The organism is Nonomuraea sp. NPDC050404, from assembly GCF_040655495.1.
Lineage (GTDB): Bacteria > Actinomycetota > Actinomycetes > Streptosporangiales > Streptosporangiaceae > Nonomuraea.
The window spans coordinates 312,626-331,886 of record NZ_JBFAKB010000006.1 but is presented as its reverse complement, the minus strand read 5'-3'; the positions used below and the strand labels follow the sequence as shown (position 1 = coordinate 331,886).

Below are 19,261 nucleotides of genomic sequence, written 5' to 3'. Positions count from 1 at the left end.
CCCCAACCTTTGAGAGGATGTCCCCCATGCGCGACCGAGTCCGCGCCATCCTGATCACCGATGATGGCCACCTGCTCACCATCAAACGCATCAAACCAGGCCAGACCCCGTACTGGGTGCTGCCGGGCGGCGGCATCGAAGCCGACGACGTCTCCCTGGAGGCAGCCCTGCACCGCGAACTTCGTGAGGAGCTCGCGGGTGAGGCTGCCATCCACGCCCTCGTGCACATCCTGGTGACCACGCGCGGCCGGGAGCACTTCTTCCTCGCCCGCATCCAGCAATGGAACTTCGCCAACCGCACCGGCCCCGAGTTCGCCGAAACCGGCCGCGGCCAGTACGTCCTGCAGCCCATTCCCCTCACCACCGAGGGCATCGGCTCCATCACGCTGCAGCCGCCGCAGATCGCCGATTTCCTTCACTCGTGCCTGGCCCAGGCCGGGGATCTGTTCGCCCTGCCAGACTTGCGGACCGCAACAGCCAGATCGTTGTGAAGGCGCGGCCGCTGTGGCGGCGAAGACGACCACTGGTCGGCAAGGACACGTCCTCCTGCCTCACCTCAATTCTCCGCAGGCAGCTCAGCGGACGTCAGCCGGGCGAACGCGCCATGCCCACGGATGCAGAGCGATGTTCATCGGCGCTGAGAAGCAGGCGCTCGCCTCGGCCGTACAGGCTGCCGGTCTCGGGGCCGGCTCGATCCCAGCCCCGTTCTTGACCGAACTCCTCACGGCCGTCGAGCTGAGCGAGACGACGATTGAACGCGCCCTCGACGCACCACCCTCAAGGGTCAACGAAGGGTTCCTGCCCGCCTGAAGCCATCACTGCGGGCGGCCCCCGTGACGGCCCGCAGCACAACGCCCCGGCGATGCCTAGTCCGGGCATCCACCCGCCGTGGGACAGTTAAGGCGAAACCGTCCCACGGCAGGGCACAACCGTCCCCTGCAGAGATCAGCCGATACCCCTTCCCCTCCCCGGGTCACCTTGCCCATGGCTGGCCAGGCTGCACGCCTGTATGCGTGCCTTCCTGCGCGCTGGTGGGCGACACCTTGGTTCGAACGGTTTCGAGCCGTGTTGTTCAGGTCTTCCTGCCGGGCGAGAGAACTTAACATCCGGGACAGGGCGGCAGCGCTGTGGCGGGCCGCAGATCGGTGACCCGCCCGCGCCGCGCTGCCGGTCACGGTGTGGCCGTGCCCCCGTCCACGCCGATCGCCGGGAGCGGCGGTGCCGCCCTGGTCGCCGCGCCCGCGTCGGGCCCGCACGCCGCCTCCAGCAGGTGGTTCCCGATCGCGAAGTCGATGGCGTGCGTGACAGGACTACCGTTCTCGTCGAGCTGCTGGTAGTTCCTGAGGTTGGTGCCGAAGGCGAACTGGCGTCCGCCGCCGGTGCTGGAGAACGCGAAGGTCTGCATGCCGGGGATGCTCCCGTCATGCCCCCAGAATCTGCCGCACGGCAGGTCGAGGGGGTAGATCCCGAGACCGTAGTCGATCACGGCGCCCGAGAAGGACCGGACGGGCACGGTCTTCTGCATCTCGGCGAGCAGAGTCGCGTCGAGCAGTTCGCCGCGCAGCAGCAGCCGGAAGAAGCGGTTGAGGTCCTCCATCGTCGAGGCGACCGCACCTGACGTCCAGGCCCAGGACATGTTGTAGACGCTGTAGTCCTTGGGTGGGTCGAAGTAGCCGAACAGCGCCTCGTAAGCCTTGGAGCTCGGCCCAGGCAGGTACGGCGTGCGCGGGAACGACGTGTGCCGCAGCCCGGCCTTCCGGAAGACGTGGTCGGCGAGGTACCGCTCGGCACTCGTGCCCGTCACCTTCTCCAGCAGCAGGCCGGCGATGACGAAGTTCGTGTTCGAGTACGCCCCGGGTGCCACCCCAGGCTGCCCGGTCGCTGGGGCGCCGAGCCCCGCCCGCGCCAGCTCCTCCGGCGGGAAGGCGCGGAAGCGGTTGGTGTCCAGGCTCTCGACCGTCGGGAAGAGTACCTCGGTGTGGTTGGCGATGTGACTGGTGTGGTTGAGCAGCATGCGTACGGTGATCTGCTGCCCGCGCTCACCCGGGATCAGATCCGGCAGGTAGCGGCCGATGGGGGCATCGAGCTCGATCGTGCCCCTGCCAACCTGCTGTAATACGCCCACGGCGACGAACGACTTGGTGATGCTCCCGGCCCGGTGCACCATCTCGGGCCGCATCGGGCGTCGGGTCTCGATGTCGGCGACGCCCGCGGCGCCCTTCCAGCTCCGCCGGCCGTCCACGACGTTCGAATAGGTGCCGTACATGCCGGCCTCGTGCACGGCGTCCAGCGTCTGGCGCAGCCGTTGCCGGTCGAGGCCGCCGTCCTCAGCGGCGGCCGCGGGTGCCGCCGCGAGCAGCACGGCGGCCAGGGTGGCGGCTCCCAGCCGGGAGGCGAGCGGGCTGAATCGACGAATGGTCATGGCGCTCAGCATGGGCCTTCCGCTCGGCGGAGGTCAGTGCGCTGCGTCACAGCTCCCGCATGACAGAAGTCAGCTACCGCACCAAGTCGGCGTGGCCGTCGTCGGCCAGGCCGGGGCAGGGCGGGTGTCCAAGCCGCCTTGCCCGGCCGGGCGCTGGGCGGGCGCCTCCTGGGCCTTAATCGGGGTTGAATTCGTAGAGCCGGTCATGGTTTGTCGGGGTGTCGAGGGTGAGGCCGGTCTGGGTCAGACAGCCGGTGAGCTGGCGGGGGAAGTAGTCGATGACGTCGGCTGACGGTTCGGCGGGGCCGGTGCCCCCAGGTCCTGCAGTATGGCGGCAGTTTCGGCCAGGGGCCCTCGCGCAGCATGGCCACGATCCACCCCTGCCCGGACGGGCGGTCCCGACACCGGAAACAAGGCCGATCACGCAAGAGAAGCAGCAACACCCAGTTCATCACCCCGATACGCCAAATCGGCCGCATGGACGCTCTCGAACGGCAATCGAGAGCGCGAGGGCACGTATGTCCATCCGATCGCCGACATGCGCAGACCTGCGACAACGCCAAGCCAAATCCGGAAATGACGGTTATCGCTTACTTGGAGCGCGATAGACCGTCAAGGGCTTGTCTGTGCGGATAGTCGAACACATAATCGTGAGCGCCACAGCAGCCACGGGCGGAACGACCTGCCCAGTACGCCCGCCCGTGGGCCACTTACCTCAACCAGGGAGTGTGTACCCCGATGCGCGCAAGATCCATCGTGGCCGTCTTAGCCTGCGCTGCCGCCCTGCTGAGCGGTGTCGTCACCCCGGCGTCGGCCGCCCAGCCCCCGTCCCCACCGGATCAGCTCACCTCGCCCAAGCCCACGGACGGCTCCGATCAGCCCGCCCCCAAGAAGGGGACGAAGGCGGCTCAGCACCGCACACCCGCCTGCCAGACACCGGGCGAAGGCGAAACGGGCGCCTGCATACAGGTGATCACCCCGAAGACCCCCTTCACCCAGCAGCGCCCCCGCGCCCAGGTGCAGGACATCGTACCGATCCCGGACTGGTGCATCGAGAACGCCTATACCGGGGTGTGGGCGCTGCGTACCCAGGCCTGCGAGATCACCGGGCTGCTCTACACGACGTTCGTCATCCGCAACGGCGTGCGAACGGTCACGGGCGAGGCGTCGTTCAACGTCATCAACTACAGCTACTCCTCCACCAGCCTGCCCGACTGGGCCCATCAGATCGAGCTGTCGGCCTACCAAGGATGGGGAGACGCCCTGCGCGCCACCCTGTCCGGAACGACCACGGCCAGCGGCTCCTGCACCACCGCCGGCTCCACCTTCCCGGCCCGGCCGATCTCCCCGTTGAACACCTGGCTGCAGGGCGAGTCCTACTTCAGCACCACCGCCACCGCCGCCGGCGCGATCGGCAACTGCACCACCACCTGGTCGCTCACCTTCACCAACGCCACCTACACTCCGGCCGGGATCAGCTACGGCATGAGCGAGATCCGCTGCGACAACGCCACCGCCGGCAACGCCTCCATCGGCTGCGTCGTGCCGTGGTACGCCTCAGAACTCATCTACAGCCAAAGCTCCTACCCCTCGCTGGCCTCGCACGTATCCCGGGCCCAGGCCTCCGGACTGCCCGGCGCCACCTTCGACGCGCCGCTGACCCGCACCACCAACGACACGATCATCAACACCAACCGCAACCTCGCCTGCGGCGACGCCCCGTCCATCAGCGGGCTGAGCTGCGATGAATACCCCATCGCCCGCTCCTACGAAGGACTGAGCTCGGGCGGCACCCGGCGGACCTTCGACAACTGCAACTTCAACCTGCCCCGCCAGACCGGCCCGACCGGCGTCTCCGTGTGCATGATCACCGCTACCGAGAACAACGCACAAGGCGGCCTCAACACCCAGTTCTTCCGGCGCGAGCGCGTACTGGACACAGACCCCTTCCGTGTCACCATCGGTGCATGACCCATCCCGCCAAGCCCTGACCAGCTGATCACGGACGGCTCACCCCGCCGCCCCGCGCAGAGGCGCCGCGGCAGGGTGAGCCGCACCCGTAGCAGACAGAGACAAGCACGTGCCCTTCAGGTTCAGGCCGGCGCCGTGCGCGAGCCTCGTCAACGAAAGCAGGCCATGATGGACGCCTCAGCCGACGTCCGCGTGAGCGACCACGCCTTCGGCCTCCTGGACGGCGGCGACATTCCCATCGAGACAGCCGACTACTCCAACGGCCTCATCGTGGTCATGTCCGCCGGAGCACTCCTCTACACCGGCATCGACACCGGCCTCGTCCACGTCGCCATCACCCTCGCCTCCCACCCACCCGAAAACCCAGACCCCGGCCCCGGCAACGAGACCAGCCCCGAAACCTCCTGGCAGGACATCGTCGAAGCCAGCGTGCACGCCCCACGCGGACAGCTCCGCCTCGACTCCCTGGACACCGGTCCCGTGCCGGGCCTGCCGCCGCTCAGCCGGCACGGCCCCGGCTGGTACCGGCTGCGCGCCTTCGTCCGCGGCCGCGACACCCACTTCGACGCCGTCCACCACGACCCCGCCGAGGTGTATCACCTGCACCTGTGGCCGGCCCCACCAGCACCGGCCGTACTCATCCGGGCCACCGACCAGTGCGGAGCCGGACTGCGCTCGACACACACCACGACACCGCGCCCGCCCGAGCCCGCGCCGCGGCAACAAACCGAACAACAGACCAGGAACCGGCTGGACCAGGCGATCCGCAAGGCAACGGGCCGACCACCCACATAACCCTCATCGCAGACGAGGTGTTACCGCCGGGGCCGACGCCGCGCACCGGCCATCGGAGTGCCAGTTTCTTGTGAACCGCAAGCCACGGCCGGGAGTTGTACCCGGCCCCAGGGCCGGTTGATCGGGTAGCAGGAACGCATTGCTGCGCCCCGCTACCCGATCAGCGATGGTGGTGCGCGAGTTCGGCTGGACTACGTCCGCCACTGCATGCGCAGCTGCGTGTGGCGCTTGCGGAATACCCGGCCGACGGCAGGACCCTGTCGGTGCCCTCTCCACGCCGTCGGCCGTCGCCGTGATCGCCCACGATGGCGCGCTCGCCGAGCCTCGGGCGCATAAGCAACCACAGTTGACTATCGGCAAATTAGTCAACTAAGGTTGCTTGCATGCCGGTAGAAGACGTACCCGTTCCCCAGGATCCCGCCGACGCGCTCGCGGCGGTCGCGGCGTTGCGGCGCCTGGCCGACCGGATCGAGGACGCCGCCGTGGAGCAGGCCATGCGCGCCCAGTGGGGATGGCCGGAGGTCGCCGAGGCGCTCGGCGTCACCCGCCAGGCGGTCCACAAGAAGCACGCCAAGCGGCTCATCGCCGCCGGCGTGACGCTGAGGAGGCGACAGTGAGCACGATCGACCACTACATCAACGACATCATCGTGCGAGGAGCGGCCGAGGCGCGGGAGGAAGGCTCTGCCGCCACCGAGGCCCACCACCTTCTGCTGGCCATCGCCGTCATCGAGGACACCGCCGCGCACCGCGTGCTGACGGCGGCGGGGCTCGGGCGGCAGGCGATCAGGGCCGCGCTGGACCGGGAGTTCGAGCACAGCCTCGCCGCGGTCGGAGTGTCCCTTTCCTCCTATGACCTTCCGAAGCCCTTCCACGATCCCAAGGATCAGCCGAAGCTCGGCGCCTCCGCCCGGCTCGCGATCGAACGCGGCTTCGCCGCCTCCAAGGGCAAGAAGGACCTGCGTCCCGCCCATCTGCTGCTCGGCGTCCTGAGCGCCGACGTCGGCACCGTGCCACGTGCGCTCGCCCTGGCCGGCATCGACCGGTCCGGCCTGATGGATTGCGCCGAGGAGACGCTCGCGCGCGAAAGCTGGTAACCAGCACCACCCCTGCCCCACGCTCCGGCCCGGTTCGGGCCGCGATGCGCCATGCCCTTGTGCCGGAGCTTTCGCCGGCAGGCGTTCCGGCACGAGGCCATCCGATCACGAAGAGAGGTCGTCTCATGGCGAAGAGCAACGGCATTGTGCTCGACGTCGCCGGGCTGCGCATGCGCTACGGCTCGCACGACGTTCTGCACGACGTCACCTTCCAGGCCCGCCACGGCGAGGTCCTGGCTTTGTTAGGGCCGAACGGCGCGGGCAAGACCACCACGATCGAGATCCTGGAGGGCTTCCGCATCCGCTCACAGGGCCGGGTCTCGGTGCTCGGCGCCGATCCCGCGCGCGGCGACGAGCGGTGGCGGGCCAGGCTCGGGATCGTGCTGCAGTCCTGGCGCGACCACGGCAAATGGCGGGTACGCGAGTTCCTCGCCCACCTCGGCACCTACTACGCCCCCTATACCGCCCCGGGGATCCCGCGGCCTTGGGACCCCGGCGAGCTGATCGAGAGGGTCGGCCTGACCGAGCATGCCGGCAAGAAGCTCAGGACACTCTCGGGCGGCCAGCGGCGCAGGCTCGACGTGGCGATCGGCCTCGTGGGGCGCCCGGAGATGTTGTTCCTCGACGAGCCGACCACCGGCTTCGACCCGCAGGCCAGGTCCGACTTCCACGACCTCGTACGCGACCTGGCCGGCGCCCGCGAGACCACCGTCCTGCTCACCACCCACGACCTGGACGAGGCCGAGAAGCTGGCCGACCGCATCCTCGTGCTGAACGGCGGCCGGATCGTCGCCGACGGCACCGCCGCCGAGCTGGCACGGCGGATCACCGGCGAGGACGAGGTGCGCTGGGTGCGCGACGGGCGGCGCTACGCCGAGCGGACGCCCGACTCGACCGCGTTCGCCCGCGAGTTGTTCGCCCGCTACGGCGACGACGTCCGGGAGCTGGAGGTCCACCGGGCCTCGCTGGAGCAGACGTACCTGGCGCTGGTGCGCGAGGCCGAGGGGGTGGCCCGATGAACGCGACCGTACTGCGCGCAGGCTGGTCCCGGGGCCTGATCGAGCTGCGGCAGTCGTTCACCAACGGCGCCGAGCTGTTCGCGCACTTCCTGTGGCCCGGGCTGATGGTGGCCACGCTGTTCTTCATCCGGGACCTGTCGGTCGGCGCTCTCCTGCTCGGCGCCCTGGCCTTACCCGGCATTCTCGGCATGAACGCCGCGACCGGCCTGATCAGCATGAGCCAGCAGCTCACCGCCGACCGCGAGGACGGCACGCTGCTGCGTGCCAAGGCGACCCCGCACGGGATGCCCGCCTACCTGATCGGCAAGGTGATCTCGGTGTCCGGCGGCCTGCTGGCCGACCTGGTGATCTTCCTCGTGCCCGCCGTGCTCCTCGTCGAAGGCCTGCGGATCGGCCCTGGCTCCTGGCCCGGACTCGCCTGGGTGCTGGCGCTCGGCCTGGTCGCGACCCTGCCGATCGGCGCGGTGCTGGGCGCGGTGTTCACCACCGCCCGCGCCCAGGGGCTGGTCCAGCTTCCGTTCCTCGCGCTGATCGGGATCTCCGGCATCTTCTACCCGATCACCGCGCTACCCGAGTGGCTGCAGTGGATCGCCCAGGTCTTCCCGATCTACTGGATGGGCCTGGGCATGCGGTCGGCCCTGCTGCCGGACTCGGCGGTCGCCGTCGAGATCGGCGAGTCGTGGCGGCATCTGGAGACCGCCGGCGTGCTGGCCGCCTGGGCGGTGTTCGGCCTGCTCGTGGCGCCGGTCGTGCTGCGGCGGATGGCCCGCGGGGAGTCCGGCTCGACGGTGGCGGCACGCCGTGAGCGTGCCCTGCAGCGGGTCGGGTGAATGCCGTGACCGTCACGACGGTGACCGGCCGGTCCCTGGCACCGGACCTGGCCCGGGGCGTGATGCAGCGGTGTACCGGACGCGCTTCCGCGTCCCGGACAGTCCCAGCCGTCCTCACGCGGTGCCGGTGCAGCATGACCTGGAGATCTCCGCCGCCGACGGCGTTCGGCTGCTCGCCAACCGTTACTACCCGGCCGGCCTGGCGCCGCTCTGACGCAACCTCTACGCGAACCCGGCGCACCCCTTCGGGAGCTTGACGCTCAGAAGGGCCAGTCGGCGGCGCGGGCCATCTCGACATGCGGGATCGCGGTGAACCAGCCGACGCTGACGTCAGTGATCACATGTTCCTGGCCCGCCCCCGTGACGGCCTCCGCTGACTCGGCCGCACGGTCGGGGTGGGTGAGCACGACGACCCTGTCCCAACCGGCCGCGTACGCGCGGACGGCCTGCCCGGGGTCGGCCACGCCGCCGCCCGGGGCGCCGAAGCGGCCGAGCAGGTCCAGCAGCGGCTCCCGGGGCCTGACCGGCAGGGAAACGGCAGCCGTCCCGAGGAGCACGATCTGCGCGTGGGCGGCGCGGCAGGCGAGCGCCGCGCCCAGGACGGCCATGCGGTCGGCCCGGGTCGGGAGGCCGTGCGCGGTCCCGGCCATCAGGTCCCCCCGGTCGATCACCACGAGCGTGCGGCCGGGCAGCGCCGGCACGTTGGCCAGGGACAGTTCGAGCGCCGCCGTCAGTGCCCGGCTCCAGCGTGAGCCCGGCACCTGCCGTGCAGCCGCGTAGACCTCCAGGGGCGTCACCCCGCAGCGCAGCACCTCAGCGGGCGCCGCGAGCTCTTCGGCCAGCCGGTGCGCGGTTCCGTCCGGCAGACCGTCGCGGTCGAAGTCGGCCAGCAGGGCCAGCCGCTCCCGGTACGACATGGACGGCGCCACGGCGGCCCAAGCCGGGCCGGTCATCCTGCCGAGCAGCCAGCGCTGCACGGTCGCCCACCCCATGGCCGCCTCGGCCAGCTTCGCGGCGCCTCCGGGGCGCTGGACCAGAGCCGCGCGCCGTGTCGGCGGGATCTGGTAGAGCGCGCGGCGCGCACGCGACAACGGCAATACCTTCGAGATCAGGTGGACGTCGCCGCGCCGGCGCGCCACCGCGTGGTGGAAGACCGCCGCCTGCACCGCGTCGCGCGGCGTCGGATGCGTCAGGGCGAGCACGTCGGCGAAGCGCAGCGGGGCGGCGGGGCTGTCGTACGTGGCCAGCGCCCGCTCGTCGTAGAGCCGGACGGCGGCGTCCGCGATACCGCGCTTGACCGGCTTGGGAAGTGCCCGGCCGTACCACTGCAGCCAGTAGGCCAGGAACTCGCCCGGCTCGTCGGCGCGGCACAGGCACTGATCGATGAGCTGGCGGGCACCGGCTGAGCCTGCCTCGACGCGGGCCTGCGCCAGCTCGGCCACGGTGGCCAGGCGCAGCTCACGCAACGCTTCGTGGCGGCGCATCCAGGCGGTCATGCGGGTCAGCCAGGCCCCGTCGGACCTGGCCAGCCGGGTGGCGAGCGCCACGTAGCGGCCGGAGGCGGTACGGGCGTGGACGTCCCCGAGCGCCCTGGCCGCCAGCAGGAAGGCTTCCTTCCTCGTGGTGTCCACGCTCGTCGCGGCGCGGAGAATCATGGTGTCTCAACTCCGTCGGTGGGGAAGGCAGGGGAGACCTCCCGAGTAAGGGAAGCCTGCCGTGGCACGGACCGCGGTCCGTGCCGGGCGGCGGGCCGAAGGCGCACCGGGAGGCCTCGTGCCGGTCATCGGGGGATGAGGATCGGCACCGCGCGGACCGCTGCCCTTTGGTCCGCGCCGCGATTGTCCGGGAAGGACATGGGGCTCACTATGGCCTTTGGCCGGTGCCCCGGCAAGTACGACTGACGGCTTCTTGACGCCTTTTCCGCATATGGAAGCGAATATGTAGAGAGTTCAAAGAGAAAGGAGCGGCCAGGCTCCGGCACGCAGGGTGTTCGCCGGACAGGGCAGGCTGCTCCATTCCGTACCGAAGGGCCTTCCGCCGTGGCGGTTCCCGGATCCCTTTGCGCCTGATCCGGGCGGCCCGCGTGGGCGGAAGGCCCCTGGAACACCGTCGTCAGCGGTGTGGCGCGGCCATTACCGTGCGCGCCGGACGAGGGGCGTGCCCGATCTCAGCGGACAAGCCGATCGAACACGCGGAAGAGGGCCGTGACGATGCGGAACACTGCGGCGGGTTCGCACCGTCATCTTCCTCCTTTCGTGGCCGATCGCATCCGACTATGCCGGTCGCCGAATTCCGCAGCAAGAATGTTGACGCCTTCCTGGCGCGTCAATAATGCGTCGGAAGCAGTCGTGAAAGCGTAGGAATGCCGTAGAGAAAACGCTTCGACGAGTCGTCTGGAGATTAGATGGAAGTGTTTGGCTGATGAAAGGATCGGATCGATGCGTGGACGCGGGCTGGAGGGGACGATCCCGGCCGGGTTCGTCTTTGTGATCGGCCTGTGCGCCGTGGCGGCAGTGGCCTTCCCCCAGAGCACGGCGCGCGTGGTGGTGATGGGAGTCGGCATCGGCGCCTTCGGTGTCTGGGTCGTCCGTTACCTGGCCGCCTTATGCGCGGGTGTGATGGCATGGTGTTTCACGACGGGATTCCTGGTCAACGCCTCAGGGGAGTTGACGGTCGGCCGGGAGGACCTGGTGCGGCTGGCCACGTTCATCGTCGTGGCGGTCGTGGGCTGCGCATGCGGGCAGGCGTTTCGCGAGCTCCGCTCACGCCGCCGGCTTCTCGAACGGATCCGCGCCGAGCGCCGCCAGGCCGAGCCCGATCTGGAACGCCGCCCGCACAGGATTTTGCCGCGCCGCCCGTTCATCGCCGCTCTTCTCACCCGCTCGCCTGACTGACCCTGCTCGATCTCGGTCCGGGTGCCGGGCTCTTGTCAATCAAGGCAGGAGCGGACGGCCTTGGCCAGGTTCGCCGCGCGCGGGTCGTCGGGCCGGTAGTTCCAGAGGTTCGTGACGTAGGCGAAGCCGAGACCGGCGTCGGGGCCGGCGAAGCCGATCGAGCCGCCGGAGCCCGGGTGGCCGAACGAGCCAGGCCCGGTCATCGGTGACGGGGAGGCTCTTGACTCCGTAGATGCCGGCGATCTCCGGGCGCAGGGCGACCTCTTCGGCCGGTACGGCCAGGCGCAGCGTGGGGAAGCGGCCCCGGTCCTCGTACGGCACGCCCAGCAGCTCGCAGATCATGATGGCGGGGATGGGCTTGGCGAAGGCGGTTCCTTCTAGGAGATCCTGCGACGGTAGGTGGTCATGGCGAAGCCGTACGCGACCACGAGGATGCCGACGCACCAGGCCAGGGCGATCCAGAGGTCGTCGCCGACCGGCTGCTCGGCGAACAGGGCGCGGATGGCGTTGACGATGGAGGTCACCGGCTGGTTCTCGGCGAACAGGCGCAGCGGGCCGGGCATGGTGTCGGTTGGCACGAAGGCCGAGCTGAGGAACGGCAGGAAGATCAGCGGGTAGGAGAACGCGCTGGCACCCTCCATGGTCTTGGCCGACAGGCCGGGAATGACGGCGATCCAGGTCAACGCCAGGGTGAACAGGATCAGGATGCCCGCCACCGACAACCACGCCAGCACTCCCGCCCCCGAACGGAAGCCCATGAGCAGGGCCACGAGTGTCACGACCACGAGGGAGACCAGGTTGGCGACCAGCGAGGTCAGTACGTGCGCCCACAACACCGACGACCGGGCGGTCGGCATCGACTGGAAGCGCTCGAAGATGCCACCCTGCATGTCCATGAACAGCCGGTACGCGGTGTAGGCGATGCCCGAGGCGACCGTGATGAGCAGGATGCCGGGCAGCATGTAGTTCACATAAGACGAATCCGACCCTGTTCTGATCGCGCCGCCGAACACGTACACGAACATCAGCATTATGGCGATCGGCATGATCGCGGTGGTGATGATGGTGTCGGGGCTGCGCGTGATGTGGCGCAGGGACCGTCCCAGCAGGACGGTGGTGTCACCGAAGAAATGCTTCGTCATCGCTTGCTCCTCAGGCTTTCGTGCCGACGAGGGAGAGGAAGACGTCCTCAAGGGTCGGCTGCTTTTCGACGTATTCGACCTTGGCGGGCGGGAGCAGTTGCTTGAGCTCGGCCAGGGTGCCGTTGACGATGATCCGGCCCTCGTGGAGGATCGCGATCCGGTCGGCGAGTTGTTCGGCCTCGTCCAGGTACTGGGTGGTGAGCAGCACGGTGGTGCCGCCGGCGGCCAGGTCCTTGACGGCCTGCCAGACCTCGATGCGGGCCTGGGGGTCGAGCCCGGTGGTGGGTTCGTCGAGGAAGATGACCGGCGGGTCGCCGATCAGGCTCATCGCGATGTCCAGGCGGCGGCGCATACCGCCGGAGTACGTCGACACCCTCCGCCCGCCCGCCTCCGTCAGCGAGAACCGGTGCAGCAGATCATCGGCGACCTTGCCCGGATCCTTGAGGTGCCGCAGGCGGGCGACCAGCACGAGGTTCTCCCGCCCGCTGAGGATCTCATCCACGGCGGCGAACTGCCCGGTGAGGCTGATGGACTCGCGTACGTCGGCGGCCTGCGTGGCCACGTCGAAGCCGTTGACGCGCGCGGTGCCCGCGTCCAGCTTGAGCAGCGTGGACAGGATCTTCACAGCGGTGGTCTTGCCCGCTCCGTTGGAGCCGAGCAGGGCGAAGATGCTGCCCCGCGCCACCTCGAAATTCACGCCGCGCAGCACACGCAGTTCCTTGTACGACTTCTCCAGGCCCTGCACCTGGATCGCCGGGGCTTGCTGGGTCGTCATCCCTCTGTCCTGTCTCGTGGGGGGTTGGTGTCGCGGGCAGTTCCCCTGCGGAGCTGTCCGAGTCGTTCGGCGAGGAAGTCCCAGGTCTTCCAGAACTCTTCGAGGCACTCCCGTCCCTGGGCGTTGAGGGAGTACACCTTGCGCGGCGGTCCCTTCTCCGACGGGACCTTCCGCGCGTCGACCAGGCCACGCTGCTCGATCCTGACGAGCAGGGCGTAGATGGTGCCCTCGGCGATGCCGGAGAAGCCCTGGTCACGCAGCCAGGTGGTGATCTCGTAGCCGTACGCGGACCGACCGGCCAGAACCGCCAGCACGATGCCCTCCAGCGTGCCCTTGAGCATCTCCGTCAGCTGCTTGCTCATGGAACGCCTCCCTTGTCCAGCTACTTGGTGGTGCTAGCTACTGGTACAAAGTAGCACTGACTACCAGTACCTAGCAACACCGGATAGCGGGGGTGCGGCGTCTGTCGGATTGAGGACCCGCGACGGCTGAAAGTGCGCTGACCCGCATTGGAGAAAACGGCCTTCGCATCAAGAAGGCGTATGAATTGTCGCTGCGGCCGTCAGGAAAGCGTAGAGAAACCTCTCGGAGAGAGCTGCCCGGCCGATAGTGGGGGATGCGCTCCTCGGGAGAACTCATGACACTAAGCACGGGCGATTACGTCAGCCCTCCGAGCGACCGGCGCTACTTCGCCGGCGGCATGGAGCAATTCCACCATCCCCGGCCGGTGCGCACCGGCCGCTCGCACGGGTGCGTGCCGACTCCACAGCGCCGGGAACTGGTGGCAGGGCTGAGCGGGCGGATTCTGGAGATCGGGGCGGGCGACGGGGTGAAGCTCAGCTGCTTCCCGGCGAACGTGACGGAGATCGTCCTGGTGGAGCCGGACCCGTTCCTGCGGGCGGCGGCCGGGCGCGTCGCCGCCGGCGTCACGGTCCCGGTCGAGATCCTGGAAGGTGATCCACGGCGTCTGCCGGTCGGTGACGGCTCTTGCGATGCCGTGGTCTGCTCGCTGGTGCTGTGCTGCGCCACCTCCGTGCGGGAGACGCTGCGGGAGGTACGGCGGGTGCTGGCGCCCGGCGGCGAGCTGCGGTTCTACGAGCACCAGCGCTCAAGCAATCCGGTGGTGAGCCTGGCGGAGAGCCTGCTCGCCCCGCTCTGGTCGCGAGTCGCCGGAGGATGCGATCCCGCCCGCGACACGGTGGCCGCCATCCGGCGGGCGGGCTTCGAGATCGAGGCCCTGGACCGGTTCGTCTTCCGCCACTTCGCTCACGCGCTCGGCACCGCCCGGCCAGGCCAGGCATAGGTTCCTGTTCGTCGCGTCAGGAAGCAGCCAGTACGGGCCCGCATCGGCTCGGCCGCCGCTTCCCGGTCTGGAGATCCTTTCGAGTACGGGCTGCAAAGCCTGGCCGCGCGGGTGGACGCCGGTTGGAGGAGTTCTCGCGCGTTCAGGTTTCGGGCCCGGCCACCCTGCGCCGGGGCGCGGAACGGGTGCTGGAGTTTCAGGTCGAGGTGCCGTGGGAGACGCCGATCAGTGAGATCGGCGGGCGGCGGCTGTCCGGACTGGCGCTGGGCGTACGGACCGAGGTGGCCGGCGGCACGGCGCTCGACCGGGGTGACCCGGTCATGGTCACCGTCAAGCCGCTGCCCTCGCAGTTACGCGTGCTGCGGGCGTTCGCCCAGCTCGGTTTCCCTTTCAAGAGCACCGCCCTGAAGGAGGGCCGGCTGAACGGAGCGCGTCAGGACCTGCCGTTCTACCAGGAGATCGAGTTCTATCCGCCCATGCATCAGGCCGGGCCCGTGCACGAGGTGGAGCTGGTGTTCGTGCCGGACCCGGACGGCCTGGACGTGGTGTTGAAAGCGGATCAGCACACCGATCGCGGTTCGTCCGACGCCGTCGGGCGTTTCCGGATGAGCCACGAGGAGGTCCTGCGTACGGACTGGCCCAGTGAGGTGGACCGCTGGCTGGTCGGCCTGCTCCGCCACGTCCGCGAACGGCAGCGCCGGGGTGCTGGACGGTGATCGCCCGTTCCCGTTTCCAGGCCGCGTCGTATCATTCGTGTAGTTTTTTGGGCATTTCGCGCGAAAAATGCGTATAAGTCAGATTTGTGGCTTCTGGATGGGCTCACCATGAGGGCAAACCCCCATCTAGGAGCTTTCTCTGATGTCCACTGTGCAAAGCCCCGCCGCGGTCAAGGAGCCCGCCGATACCGGTGAACGGCATCGGCTCTCGGTCGTCGGCGGGCTGGCCGCGTTGTCGCTGGACGCGATGGCGTCGGTCGCGTACGGGCCCGAGGCGATCGTGCTGGTCCTGGCCCTCGCGGGCGGCGCGGGCCTCGGCTTCACCATCCCGGTCACGCTCGTCATCGCGGCCCTGCTCGCGGTGCTGACCTTCTCCTACCGGCAGGTCATCGCCGCCTTTCCCGAGGGCGGGGGCGCGTACGGGGTGGCCAAGCGCCATCTGGGACGGCGGGCCGGGCTGGTCGCGGGCGCCTCCCTGGTCATCGACTACGTGCTCAACGTCGCGGTCTCGGTGGCCGCCGGAACCGCCGCCCTCACCTCCGCCTTCCCGGAGCTGCTGCCGTACACGGTGGGGATCTGCCTGGTCGTGCTGGCGGTGGTCACGGCGATCAACCTGCGCGGCATCGCGCACAGCGCCCGCGCGTTCATCGTCCCCACCGCCATCTACGTCGGCGCGATCCTGCTCGTCATCGTGGCCGGGCTGATCCGCGACGAGCCCGCCGTGGACGTGTCGCACCAGGTGAGCAGCCTGCAGACGGTCGGGGTGCTGCTGTTGCTGAAGGCGTTCGCGAACGGCTGCGCGTCGCTGACCGGGGTCGAGGCCATCGCCAACGCCGTGCCGTCGTTCAGGCGGCCGCGGGTGCGCCGGGCACAGCGGGCCGAGGTGGCGCTGGGCGGGCTGCTGGCGGTGATGCTGCTGGGCATCGCCGCGCTGATCGAGAAGTTCGCCATCGCCCCGGTTGACGGGGTGACCGTGCTGGCCCAGGTCACGCAGGCGTCGCTGGGGGAGGGGCCGCTGTTCTACCTGGTGCAGTTCGCCACCGTGGTGCTGCTGGCGCTGGCCGCCAACACCTCCTTCGGCGGCCTGCCGGTGCTGGCCCAACTGCTCGCCCGCGACAACAACCTGCCGCACTTCTTCGCCCTGCGCGCGGACCGGCAGGTCCACCGGTACGGCATCGCGTTCCTGGCCGTCACCAGCGGCCTGCTCCTGGTCGTGGCCGGGGGAGACATGAACCTGCTGGTGCCGCTGTTCGCGATCGGGGTGTTCGTCGGGTTCACCCTGTCGCAGGCCGGCATGGTGCGGCACTGGGTCACCGACCGGCCCGCCGGGTGGCGGTGGCGGGCGGCGCTCAACGGGTTCGGCGCGCTGCTGACATCCGTGGCCGCGATCGTGGTGACGGTGTCGAAGTTCGGCGAGGGTGGCTGGCTGATCGTCATCGCGCTGCCGCTGCTGGTGGCGGGCATGGAGTGGGTCAACCGCTCCTACGGGCGCATCGGCACGCGGCTCGAACTCGGCCAGACCCCGATGCCGCCCCGGCCGCGCCGCTCGCTGGTGGTCGTGCCGGTGCACGCGGTCACCCGGCTGACCCGCGACGCCATGTCGGCGGCGCTGTCCCTGGGCGACCGGGTGGTCGCCGTGAACGTGACCCATCCGGAGGACGAGCGACAGGCGCGGGCGTTCGTGGAGGACTGGGAGCGCTGGGAACCGGGTGTGGAGCTGGTGCAGCTCTTCGACGCCCACCGGCGGCTGGACGAGCCGCTGCTCACCTATCTGGCCCAGGTGCCCGAGCCGCACGTGTTCGTCCTGATCGCCGAGGTCGAGCCCGAGCACCTGTGGCAGCGGATGCTGCAGAACCAGCGCGGGGCGGTGCTGGCCAGGGCGCTGCGCCGGCGTACCGACGCGGTGGTGTGCCGGATGCGCTTTCGCGTCTCATGAGCCCTTGCGCGGCGACCGCACCGGAGGAATTCCCTCTACTGAGTGGTGTACAACCGCGACGCCGAGATCGCCGACACGTTCGAATGGATCCGGTGCCGTGAGGACCGGATCGTCCTGGCCGCCCACAACGGCCACGTCCAGCGCTGGCCTGTGGTGCTCCCCGGCATGGGCCCGGCGACCCCGATGGGCATGCACCTGGCCGCCCGCCCGGCAGGTGCCCCACGATCTCAGCCTTTGATGAAGCGGCGGGTCATGTAGCGGCGCACCGGCGGGAGCGCAGGTCAGCCGCACAGACCTGCCTCCTGCTTGTCCAGCACCATCCACCTGGCACGAGCGACCGACCCGCCACCGCGGTGATCATCTCCGGTCACAGCGCGCTAAGAGACGCTGCGCCGCTCGATCCTGGGCAACGACGCTGACCATCGCCCAAACGTTGGAGTTACGCCCGAGGGCACCTCCGCCGGCCGCGCACGCCGCGCCGTATGCGTCTCGCCCGCCCTCGCCAACGCCTGCGCACGCTGCTCCGCCGTCGTCGTCGGCAGGGCCATCAGACACCTCTCCTGTAGAGATATTGGCTGGTCAGTGGCTCTCGCCAGAGCTCACGACCGGGCCGCCGCCGATCATCATCCGGCACAGCGTCAACAGATGTGACCCTAAACCCGGCTCGCCGTTCCACTCCAGTCTGGCAGGCCAGATCCTTTCCACCCTCGCGCAAGACTATTCTCATCGCCAACGGCGGTTCCTGGGTTCCTCGACCACCTGTCAGGTCCGGACCTTGCGTCAAGCCGCGGGCCGCAGGTGCTGTCGCGCCCATTCCTCGAAGCTGGTGAGCGAAAGGCCGAAGTCCCTGGCGTACTGCGGGCGGGCCGGCTGGCCGGCTATGTTCATCCACTCGTGTGAGACGCCCATCGCCGGCATTCCGGCGGCGAGCGCCTGCTCCTCGGTCATGTCCGGCGCGGACAGGTACGTGCCCAGCGCGTGGGAGAGAACCTCGGCGACCTCCGTCATCGACAGATAGTCACTCGCCAGCTCCAGCTCGACCCCATGGAACCGCTCCGGCTCGGCGATGGCCGCGGCGGCCGCCCTGCCGATGTCGTCCACCGCGGCGAGGGACAGCCGGGTGTCCGGCTTCACGACGCTCACCAGGCCGCCTTCGACACCGCGCGGGAACAGGAAAGCCATGGACGGCAGGAAGTTCTCCATGAAGAAGCTTGGCTTGAGGATCGTCCAGCGGGGGAAGCCGGCCGCGCGAACCCGGTCCTGGATCGTGCTCTTAGCTCCCAGGCTGCCGTCCAACGAGCCCCAGCGGCCTGCGATCCAGCCAGGAGTCTCGGTGTGCTGACCGGCGCCACTGGTGGACGTGTGTACGAACTGCGGCACTCCTGCGGCCTTCGCGCCCTCGATGAGGTTGACGGCCTGGGCCACCTCTCCGTCGAAATCGAATCCTTCGGCGGTCAGGGCGGCCATCTGAACGGAGAAGACGGCTCGTACGCCTTCGGCGGCCCGGACCACCGAATCGCCATGCCCGACCGCCAGCGCGCGGACGCCCGGCGGAACCACGCACACATCCTCGCCGTGGCCGAGGAGGAGGTCGCCGCGTACGGGGCCGGCGCCTCTCTGGAACAGATCGCCCGCATCGCGGGGGTCGGCTCGGCCACCGTACGCCGCCACTTCCCGACCCGCCGGGCGTTGCTGGAGGCGGTCTCCCATCAACGGATCGAGGCCCTGGCCGCCTGTGCCCGCGAGCTGGCAGGCAAGAGCGACAGCCGTGACGCGCTCCTGGAATGGCTCAGTGCCGTCGTTGCCTACTGCGTCGCGGCCCGAGGGCTGGCGGCGGCACTGGCCTACGGCGGGGCTGAGCCCGACCCCGTACACGAGAACACCTGCTCGGCGATGATGGCAGAGGCGGGGAACCCCCTGCTGCAGCGCGCCGTGCGGGACGGGGCGGTGGCGGAAGGCATCGCCGTCGCCGACCTGATCGCGCTGATCGTCGGCATCGTCCTCGCGACGGAGCACCACCCTGACCCGGCCGCCCGCGCGGACCGGCTGTTCCAACTGGCCGTGGCGGGCCTGAGCCCGTACAGCGAGGTGTAGCCGAGCATCTCGGCGACGACCGGAGCTGGGGCTTGGAGCACGAGTTGCCGCAGGGCGGCTTCCCGGCCGGCACCGCTCGAGGAGCCGAGCAACCGGAGCTGCTCTCGAATGGTGGCTGCGTTGAGGAGTTCGCGGGCGTTCTGGCCGGGGAAGAGCCAGCGAGTGTCGGGGTTGGCTGCGGTGTTCATGTTCGGCCGGGCCTTGGCGAGCTGGAGGAGCAGGGTGGCGAAGGGCTCGGGAACCGGCTGGGCGGGTTGCCGAGTCGGAG

General features: G+C 69.5%; 21 protein-coding genes and 1 pseudogene. 14 read left to right on the top strand and 8 right to left on the bottom strand.

What is annotated here, in order from left to right; translation table 11 throughout:
• The first annotated feature begins 17 nt into the window (after positions 1-17).
• The gene (locus AB0I81_RS18810; protein ID WP_360658071.1) at positions 18-491 is read left to right on the top strand and encodes an NUDIX domain-containing protein; all 474 of its coding nucleotides are present in this window, start codon (positions 18-20) and stop codon (positions 489-491) included.
• Between the two features lie 133 nt (positions 492-624).
• A complete protein-coding gene (locus AB0I81_RS18805) occupies positions 625-810 on the top strand; it encodes a hypothetical protein (protein WP_360658068.1) in 186 nt (61 codons plus the stop codon).
• A gap of 361 nt (positions 811-1,171) precedes the next feature.
• Here the strand turns inward: AB0I81_RS18805 and AB0I81_RS18800 are convergent, their stop codons facing one another.
• Complete coding sequence (locus AB0I81_RS18800) at positions 1,172-2,422, bottom strand: serine hydrolase domain-containing protein (protein ID WP_360658065.1); 1,251 nt, start codon at positions 2,420-2,422, stop codon at positions 1,172-1,174.
• Between the two features lie 738 nt (positions 2,423-3,160).
• On the opposite strand from AB0I81_RS18800, the gene AB0I81_RS18795 reads away from it, so the two are divergent.
• The 6 genes from AB0I81_RS18795 (at position 3,161) to AB0I81_RS18770 (ending at position 8,133) form a co-directional block, all read left to right on the top strand.
• Entirely contained in the window at positions 3,161-4,393 is a 1,233-nt protein-coding gene (locus AB0I81_RS18795) for a hypothetical protein (protein WP_360658062.1), read from the top strand.
• Positions 4,394-4,558: 165 nt separating this feature from the next.
• Positions 4,559-5,188, top strand: coding sequence for a hypothetical protein (locus AB0I81_RS18790; protein WP_360658059.1), 630 nt, complete (start codon positions 4,559-4,561; stop codon positions 5,186-5,188).
• A 383-nt stretch (positions 5,189-5,571) separates the two neighbouring features.
• Positions 5,572-5,805, top strand: a complete 234-nt coding sequence (locus AB0I81_RS18785; protein ID WP_360658056.1) for a hypothetical protein — start codon at positions 5,572-5,574, stop codon at positions 5,803-5,805.
• On the top strand, positions 5,802-6,284 hold the full coding sequence (locus AB0I81_RS18780) for a Clp protease N-terminal domain-containing protein (RefSeq protein WP_360658053.1): 483 nt from the start codon (positions 5,802-5,804) through the stop codon (positions 6,282-6,284). Before AB0I81_RS18785 ends, AB0I81_RS18780 begins: the two co-directional genes overlap by 4 nt.
• 125 nt (positions 6,285-6,409) lie before the next feature.
• Positions 6,410-7,303, top strand: a complete 894-nt coding sequence (locus tag AB0I81_RS18775) for an ABC transporter ATP-binding protein (RefSeq protein WP_360658050.1) — start codon at positions 6,410-6,412, stop codon at positions 7,301-7,303.
• Positions 7,300-8,133 (top strand): ABC transporter permease, encoded by an 834-nt coding sequence (locus tag AB0I81_RS18770; protein WP_360658047.1) that lies wholly within the window; start codon positions 7,300-7,302, stop codon positions 8,131-8,133. The genes AB0I81_RS18775 and AB0I81_RS18770 overlap by 4 nt, the downstream gene beginning before the upstream one ends.
• A gap of 260 nt (positions 8,134-8,393) precedes the next feature.
• Here AB0I81_RS18770 and AB0I81_RS18765 read toward each other — a convergent pair whose 3' ends face one another.
• Entirely contained in the window at positions 8,394-9,788 is a 1,395-nt protein-coding gene (locus tag AB0I81_RS18765; protein WP_360658045.1) for a TROVE domain-containing protein, read from the bottom strand.
• A gap of 783 nt (positions 9,789-10,571) precedes the next feature.
• On the opposite strand from AB0I81_RS18765, the gene AB0I81_RS18760 reads away from it, so the two are divergent.
• The gene (locus tag AB0I81_RS18760) at positions 10,572-11,027 is read left to right on the top strand and encodes a hypothetical protein (RefSeq protein WP_360658043.1); all 456 of its coding nucleotides are present in this window, start codon (positions 10,572-10,574) and stop codon (positions 11,025-11,027) included.
• A 35-nt stretch (positions 11,028-11,062) separates the two neighbouring features.
• On the opposite strand, the gene AB0I81_RS18755 is transcribed toward AB0I81_RS18760, so the two are convergent.
• From AB0I81_RS18755 to AB0I81_RS18735, 5 genes and pseudogenes are all read right to left on the bottom strand, one after another.
• Positions 11,063-11,230, bottom strand: a complete 168-nt coding sequence (locus tag AB0I81_RS18755; RefSeq protein WP_360658637.1) for a hypothetical protein — start codon at positions 11,228-11,230, stop codon at positions 11,063-11,065.
• Positions 11,226-11,327 (bottom strand): annotated as a pseudogene (locus AB0I81_RS18750) (cytochrome P450); the annotation flags it as partial. The pseudogene AB0I81_RS18750 and the gene AB0I81_RS18755, both read right to left, overlap by 5 nt.
• 77 nt (positions 11,328-11,404) lie before the next feature.
• The gene (locus tag AB0I81_RS18745) at positions 11,405-12,169 is read right to left on the bottom strand and encodes an ABC transporter permease (protein WP_360658040.1); all 765 of its coding nucleotides are present in this window, start codon (positions 12,167-12,169) and stop codon (positions 11,405-11,407) included.
• Positions 12,170-12,179: 10 nt separating this feature from the next.
• Positions 12,180-12,944: an ATP-binding cassette domain-containing protein gene (locus AB0I81_RS18740; protein WP_360658038.1), complete on the bottom strand. Its 765-nt coding sequence runs from the start codon at positions 12,942-12,944 to the stop codon at positions 12,180-12,182.
• Complete coding sequence (locus tag AB0I81_RS18735) at positions 12,941-13,306, bottom strand: PadR family transcriptional regulator (protein ID WP_360658035.1); 366 nt, start codon at positions 13,304-13,306, stop codon at positions 12,941-12,943. The genes AB0I81_RS18740 and AB0I81_RS18735 overlap by 4 nt, the downstream gene beginning before the upstream one ends.
• Before the next feature lie 275 nt (positions 13,307-13,581).
• On the opposite strand from AB0I81_RS18735, the gene AB0I81_RS18730 reads away from it, so the two are divergent.
• The 4 genes from AB0I81_RS18730 to AB0I81_RS18715 all read left to right on the top strand — a co-directional run bounded on the left by AB0I81_RS18730 (position 13,582) and on the right by AB0I81_RS18715 (position 17,157).
• Positions 13,582-14,247: a class I SAM-dependent methyltransferase gene (locus tag AB0I81_RS18730; protein WP_360658033.1), complete on the top strand. Its 666-nt coding sequence runs from the start codon at positions 13,582-13,584 to the stop codon at positions 14,245-14,247.
• A gap of 122 nt (positions 14,248-14,369) precedes the next feature.
• Complete coding sequence (locus AB0I81_RS18725; RefSeq protein ID WP_360658030.1) at positions 14,370-14,963, top strand: sporulation protein; 594 nt, start codon at positions 14,370-14,372, stop codon at positions 14,961-14,963.
• 142 nt (positions 14,964-15,105) lie between these two features.
• Positions 15,106-16,899, top strand: coding sequence for an APC family permease (locus AB0I81_RS18720; RefSeq protein WP_360658027.1), 1,794 nt, complete (start codon positions 15,106-15,108; stop codon positions 16,897-16,899).
• 42 nt (positions 16,900-16,941) lie between these two features.
• Entirely contained in the window at positions 16,942-17,157 is a 216-nt protein-coding gene (locus tag AB0I81_RS18715) for an erythromycin esterase family protein (protein WP_360658024.1), read from the top strand.
• Between the two features lie 522 nt (positions 17,158-17,679).
• Here the strand turns inward: AB0I81_RS18715 and AB0I81_RS18710 are convergent.
• Positions 17,680-18,459, bottom strand: a complete 780-nt coding sequence (locus AB0I81_RS18710) for an NmrA family NAD(P)-binding protein (RefSeq protein WP_360658022.1) — start codon at positions 18,457-18,459, stop codon at positions 17,680-17,682.
• Between AB0I81_RS18710 and AB0I81_RS18705 the strand changes: the two genes are divergently transcribed.
• Positions 18,421-18,993: a TetR/AcrR family transcriptional regulator gene (locus tag AB0I81_RS18705; protein WP_360658019.1), complete on the top strand. Its 573-nt coding sequence runs from the start codon at positions 18,421-18,423 to the stop codon at positions 18,991-18,993. The two genes, AB0I81_RS18710 and AB0I81_RS18705, sit on opposite strands and share 39 nt — an antisense overlap.
• The last annotated feature ends 268 nt before the right edge of the window (positions 18,994-19,261 follow it).